The organism is Citrobacter sp. S55_ASV_140 (assembly GCF_018919505.1).
GTDB classification, from domain to species: Bacteria; Pseudomonadota; Gammaproteobacteria; order Enterobacterales; family Enterobacteriaceae; genus Citrobacter; species Citrobacter werkmanii.
Map to the genome: position 1 here is coordinate 1 of NZ_JAHLQZ010000230.1, position 5,637 is coordinate 5,637.

Genomic DNA, 5,637 nt, shown 5'->3' on the forward strand with positions numbered 1-5,637 from the left:
GGATATGGCAGAGCAAAATATCCCGGTTCTGTTTACGACAGATCAACTCAATGAAGGTCTCGTACGCGAAGCGCAGCGGCAACTGGCGTTGGTAGATAAAAATACGATCACCTTCTTTAGTCCGAATTATCTGCAGCCGTGGCATAACGCGCTGCGCATTGCTTCAGGAGAAACTAAATGAGCCTGATGCAATTCAGCGGGCTGCTGGTGGTCTGGCTGCTCTCCACTTTGTTTATCGCCACGCTGACCTGGTTTGAATTCCGCCGCGTGCGTTTTAACTTCAACGTCTTTTTCTCGTTGCTGTTTTTGCTAACGTTCTTCTTCGGATTCCCGCTGACCAGCATCCTGGTGTTTCGTTTTGATGTGGCGGTAGCGCCCCCGGAGATCTTGCTGCAGGCTTTGCTGTCAGCCGCTTGCTTCTATGCCGTTTACTACGTGACGTATAAAACGCGTTTACGTAAGCGCGTAGAGGATAAGCCGCGCAGGCCGCTATTTACCATTAATCGCGTTGAAGCCCATTTAACCTGGGTTATTCTGATGGCGATTGCGTTGGTGAGCGTGGGCGTCTTCTTTATGCACAATGGGTTCCTGCTGTTCAGACTGCAATCCTACAGCCAGATTTTTTCCAGTGAAGTCTCTGGCGTGGCGTTAAAGCGCTTCTTCTACTTCTTCATTCCGGCGATGCTGGTGGTCTACTTTCTGCGTCAGGACAGCAAAGCGTGGCTGTTCTTCCTGGTAAGCACCGTCGCGTTTGGCTTGTTGACCTATATGATTGTCGGCGGAACGCGCGCCAATATTATTATCGCATTTGCCATCTTTCTGTTTATCGGCATTATTCGCGGTTGGATTTCGCTGTGGATGCTGGCCGCAGCAGGCGTGTTGGGCATCGTCGGTATGTTCTGGCTGGCGCTGAAACGCTACGGGATGAACGTGAGCGGTGACGAGGCGTTCTATACGTTCCTGTACCTGACGCGTGATACTTTCTCACCGTGGGAAAACCTGGCGCTGTTGCTGCAGAACTACCACAATATTGAGTTCCAGGGGCTGGCGCCGATCGTCCGTGATTTCTACGTCTTTATCCCCACCTGGCTGTGGCCTGGGCGGCCGAGTATCGTTCTCAATTCCGCGAACTACTTTACCTGGGAAGTGTTGAACAACCACTCGGGGCTGGCGATTTCACCCACGTTAATTGGTTCGCTGGTGGTGATGGGCGGGGCACTGTTTATACCGTTAGGCGCGATTGTCGTCGGGTTAATTATTAAATGGTTCGACTGGCTATATGAATTAGGTAACCGCGAAACCAATCGCTACAAGGCGGCCATTTTGCACAGTTTCTGTTTTGGCGCCATTTTCAATATGATCGTTTTGGCACGTGAAGGACTGGATTCGTTTGTCTCGCGAGTGGTCTTTTTCCTCGTGATTTTTGGCGTTTGTCTGCTGGTGGCAAAACTGCTGTTCTGGCTATTCGATAGCGCGGGACTTATCCATAAACGAATTAAATCGCTGCCCCAGACACAGATTGAAGGATCGTAATGACGGATAACACAACTGCGCCACTCTATTCGCTGCGCGGACTACAACTGATTGGCTGGCGCGATATGCAACACGCGCTAAATTACCTGTTTGCCGAAGGACGCCTCAGGCCTGGAACGCTGGTGGCTATCAATGCCGAGAAAATGCTGACGGCAGAAGATAACCCTGAAGTGCGGGATCTGATTAACGCCGCTGAGTTCAAATATGCGGATGGTATTAGCGTGGTGCGTTCGGTGCGTAAAAAATTCCCGCAGGCTCAGATTTCACGCGTAGCGGGGGCCGATCTCTGGGAAGCGCTAATGGCGAGAGCCGGGCAGGAGGGAACGCCGGTTTTCCTGATTGGCGGCAAGCCTGAGGTTCTGGCGCAAACCGAAGCCAAATTGCGTGCGCAGTGGCATGTGAACATTGTGGGTAGCCAGGACGGTTATTTTACGCCGGAGCAGCGTCAGGCATTGTTTGAACGTATCCATGCCAGCGGTGCGCAAATTGTGACGGTAGCGATGGGATCGCCGAAACAAGAAATTTTTATGCGTGATTGCCGGAAGATCCACCCTGAAGCGCTGTATATGGGGGTAGGGGGGACCTACGACGTCTTTACCGGTCACGTTAAGCGTGCGCCTAAACTCTGGCAAAATCTGGGGCTGGAGTGGCTGTATCGCTTACTGTCACAGCCGAGCCGTATCACCCGTCAACTTCGTTTGTTGCGCTATCTCCGCTGGCACTATACCGGCAACCTCTGATGCTCTCTCCTCTGATAAGTAGCGTGATCTGCTAATCACGCTACTTATTCACAACATAATCGCTGCTTTCTCGCACAATCCATTCATTTTTTGAATGCTTTAATTGCCATTTAAGCGATTTTAGGAAACCATTCGCAACAATCATTACAGTGCCGTGGTGTTTTTGGCGCCAACCGTTAAGCGGTCGGTGCCGTATGGCCTGTTATGGAATAACAAGATGTACCCATAACGAGAACCGGTAATACCGGACAGCATGCAAACACATCAAGAGGATTTATGGCCGAGAACAAACCTGAGCTACAGCGTGGGCTGGAGGCTCGTCACATCGAATTAATTGCCCTTGGAGGCACTATTGGCGTCGGACTGTTTATGGGCGCCGCCAGTACCCTGAAATGGGCGGGGCCTTCGGTCCTGCTGGCGTATATCGTCGCGGGCCTGTTCGTCTTTTTCATTATGCGTTCCATGGGGGAGATGTTATTCCTCGAGCCGGTTGCCGGTTCATTCGCGGTTTACGCGCACCGTTACATGAGTCCCTTCTTTGGCTATCTCACCGCCTGGTCATACTGGTTTATGTGGATGGCGGTGGGGATATCAGAGATTACCGCCATCGGGGTGTACGTACAGTTCTGGTTCCCGGAAATGGCGCAATGGATACCCGCCCTGATTGCTGTCGGGCTGGTTGCGCTGGCAAACCTCGCCGCGGTTCGCCTGTATGGTGAAATTGAATTCTGGTTTGCCATGATCAAAGTGACCACCATCATTGTGATGATCGTTATTGGGTTAGGGGTCATTTTCTTCGGCTTTGGCAACGGTGGCCAGGCGATTGGCTTTGGCAACCTGACCGACCACGGCGGCTTCTTTGCCGGCGGCTGGAAGGGCTTTCTGACGGCATTGTGTATTGTCGTGGCTTCCTACCAGGGCGTAGAGCTGATCGGCATTACTGCGGGTGAGGCGAAGAACCCCCAGGTCACGCTGCGTAGCGCGGTGGGGAAGGTGCTGTGGCGTATCCTGATTTTCTACGTCGGCGCGATCTTTGTTATCGTCACTATTTTCCCGTGGAACGAGATTGGCAGCAACGGCAGCCCGTTTGTTCTCACCTTTGCCAAGATTGGTATTACCGCCGCGGCAGGGATTATTAACTTTGTGGTCCTGACGGCGGCGCTGTCTGGCTGTAACAGCGGCATGTACAGCTGTGGGCGTATGCTCTACGCGCTGGCAAAGAATCGCCAGCTACCAGCCGCTGTTGGAAAAGTCTCTCGCCATGGCGTGCCGGTTGCCGGTGTAGCGATTTCTATCGCGATCCTGCTGATTGGTTCGTGCCTGAACTACATCATTCCCAATCCGCAACGGGTGTTCGTTTATGTCTATAGCGCCAGCGTGTTGCCGGGGATGGTGCCGTGGTTTGTGATCCTGATAAGCCAGCTGCGTTTCCGTCAGGCGCATAAAGCGGCGATCGCCAGTCATCCTTTCCGCTCGATTCTGTTCCCGTGGGCGAATTATTTGACGATGGCGTTCCTGATTTGCGTATTAATCGGTATGTACTTTAATGAAGATACCCGAATGTCGCTGTTTGTTGGGATTATCTTCTTACTGGCTGTGACGCTCATTTATAAGGTTTTTGGTCTGAATCGTCATGGCACATCCCATAAATTGCGGGAATAAGCGACAAAACGCACAAACCATGACCAAACGATAATTTATTTTAAAAAAGCACTAGACAGAAGACCGAGACCTCCGTAATATCCAGCCCCGCAACGGCGCTAAGCGCCCGTAGCTCAGCTGGATAGAGCGCTGCCCTCCGGAGGCAGAGGTCTCAGGTTCGAATCCTGTCGGGCGCACCATTTAGTTAGGTGCCGGAGCTGCGGTGGTTTTAATACCGCGTAAAAGATTTGCAGTGGTGGCTATAGCTCAGTTGGTAGAGCCCTGGATTGTGATTCCAGTTGTCGTGGGTTCGAATCCCATTAGCCACCCCATTAATTTAAAGTTGTGAAATGCGAAGGTGGCGGAATTGGTAGACGCGCTAGCTTCAGGTGTTAGTGTCCTTAGGATGTGGGGGTTCGAGTCCCCCCCCTCGCACCACGACTTAAAGAATTGAACTAAAAATTCAAAAAGCAGTAAAACGGCGAGTAGCGCAGCTTGGTAGCGCAACTGGTTTGGGACCAGTGGGTCGGAGGTTCGAATCCTCTCTCGCCGACCAATTTTGAACCCCGCTTCGGCGGGGTTTTTTGTTTTCTGATTTTCCCTCCTCAGCCTTTATTCCCGCGAATTACCTGATGTCTTAAAAAGTTCGAATCCATAGTTTTTGCAGTGCAATCGTGGCATGCGTTGTGCAATAATATACGGGTAGATGCTCATTCCATCTCTTATGTTCGCCATCAGGCCTCATAAACTCAGGAATGATGCAGAGCCGTTTACGGTGCTTATCGTCCACAGACAGATGTCGCTCAGGCCTCATCAAACACCATGGACATAACGTTGAGTGAAGCACCCATTATGTTGTCATACAGACCTGTTTAACGCCTGCTCCTTACCGAGCGGGCGTTTTTTTATGCATATACACGTCATCCTTCAAGCTGCCTCTTTGTTGGCTACGTCTGCTCACCCCAGTCACTTACTTATGTAAGCTCTTGGGGATTCCCAGACTTGCCGCCTTGATGCATCTTGAATGATTTTGTGTATACAATTGCCCGGTAAGCGAAGCGCCACCGGGCAAGAGGGAATTACTGCGGGGGATTGTTGTTCTGCAGCGTCAACATCAGACCATCACGGCGCATGGTGGCGGCTTCTTCCGGCTGATGCAGCCTGTCCAGCGCGTCAGCAAGCCAGGCGTAGTCGTAGGCGTCCGGGCGCTGTTTGAGCGCAGCACGGAAGGCGAGCGTGGCTTCCTGCCATTCGCCATGCTTCATTAACGATTGCCCCAGCGTGCTCCACAGCAACGGGCGATCGCCAACGGCCTTAATCTGCTGGCGCAACACTTTTTCTATCTGTTCCGGGTTGTTGGTTTTTAGGCGCGGGATCGGCAGCACCAGACGGTCGTCATACTGACGTTTCAGACCGTCAATGATGACCTGCTGCGCCGTATCGTGATCGTCGCACTCAATCAGATGTTCAGCCATCGCGACCTGCAGGGCAACCTGATGACGGGTTTTACGGTTCTGGTTTTTCCACCACGTACGTAGCCCCTCACTGCCCTGATCGGCGCGAACCTGATCCATCAGACCTACCCATGCCTGTTGTTCCAGCATTGCGCGGTGCTCTTCATCACCCACGTGCGCTTTAGCCATAGATGGAATGATATCCAGTAACGAACTCCATGCGCCGGTGCGAATGTAGGCTTGCTCAGCCAGACGCAGCACTTCCGGAT

5 protein-coding genes and 4 tRNA genes are annotated in these 5,637 nt (G+C 52.3%); 8 read left to right on the top strand and 1 reads right to left on the bottom strand.

Annotated elements, in window-relative coordinates:
- The 8 genes from KQJ18_RS21050 to KQJ18_RS21085 form a co-directional block, all read left to right on the top strand.
- Nucleotides 1-181 (top strand): TDP-N-acetylfucosamine:lipid II N-acetylfucosaminyltransferase (locus KQJ18_RS21050; protein WP_216422662.1); only part of this gene is annotated, 181 nt, incomplete at its 5' end.
- On the top strand, nt 178-1,533 hold the full coding sequence (gene wzyE, locus KQJ18_RS21055) for an ECA oligosaccharide polymerase (RefSeq protein WP_199951744.1): 1,356 nt from the start codon (nt 178-180) through the stop codon (nt 1,531-1,533). The genes KQJ18_RS21050 and wzyE, both read left to right, overlap by 4 nt.
- Nucleotides 1,533-2,273, top strand: a complete 741-nt coding sequence (gene wecG / locus KQJ18_RS21060; RefSeq protein WP_069325088.1) for a lipopolysaccharide N-acetylmannosaminouronosyltransferase — start codon at nt 1,533-1,535, stop codon at nt 2,271-2,273. The genes wzyE and wecG overlap by 1 nt, the downstream gene beginning before the upstream one ends.
- Before the next feature lie 276 nt (nt 2,274-2,549).
- The gene (locus tag KQJ18_RS21065) at nt 2,550-3,935 is read left to right on the top strand and encodes an amino acid permease (RefSeq protein WP_204525440.1); all 1,386 of its coding nucleotides are present in this window, start codon (nt 2,550-2,552) and stop codon (nt 3,933-3,935) included.
- A gap of 102 nt (nt 3,936-4,037) precedes the next feature.
- Nucleotides 4,038-4,114, top strand: a tRNA-Arg gene (locus KQJ18_RS21070).
- Between the two features lie 56 nt (nt 4,115-4,170).
- Nucleotides 4,171-4,246, top strand: a tRNA-His gene (locus KQJ18_RS21075).
- A 20-nt stretch (nt 4,247-4,266) separates the two neighbouring features.
- A tRNA-Leu gene (locus KQJ18_RS21080) sits at nt 4,267-4,352 on the top strand.
- 41 nt (nt 4,353-4,393) lie between these two features.
- Nucleotides 4,394-4,470, top strand: a tRNA-Pro gene (locus tag KQJ18_RS21085).
- A 523-nt stretch (nt 4,471-4,993) separates the two neighbouring features.
- Here the strand turns inward: KQJ18_RS21085 and KQJ18_RS21090 are convergent.
- Nucleotides 4,994-5,637: tetratricopeptide repeat protein (locus tag KQJ18_RS21090; protein WP_216422663.1), on the bottom strand; the 644-nt coding region annotated here is incomplete at its 5' end.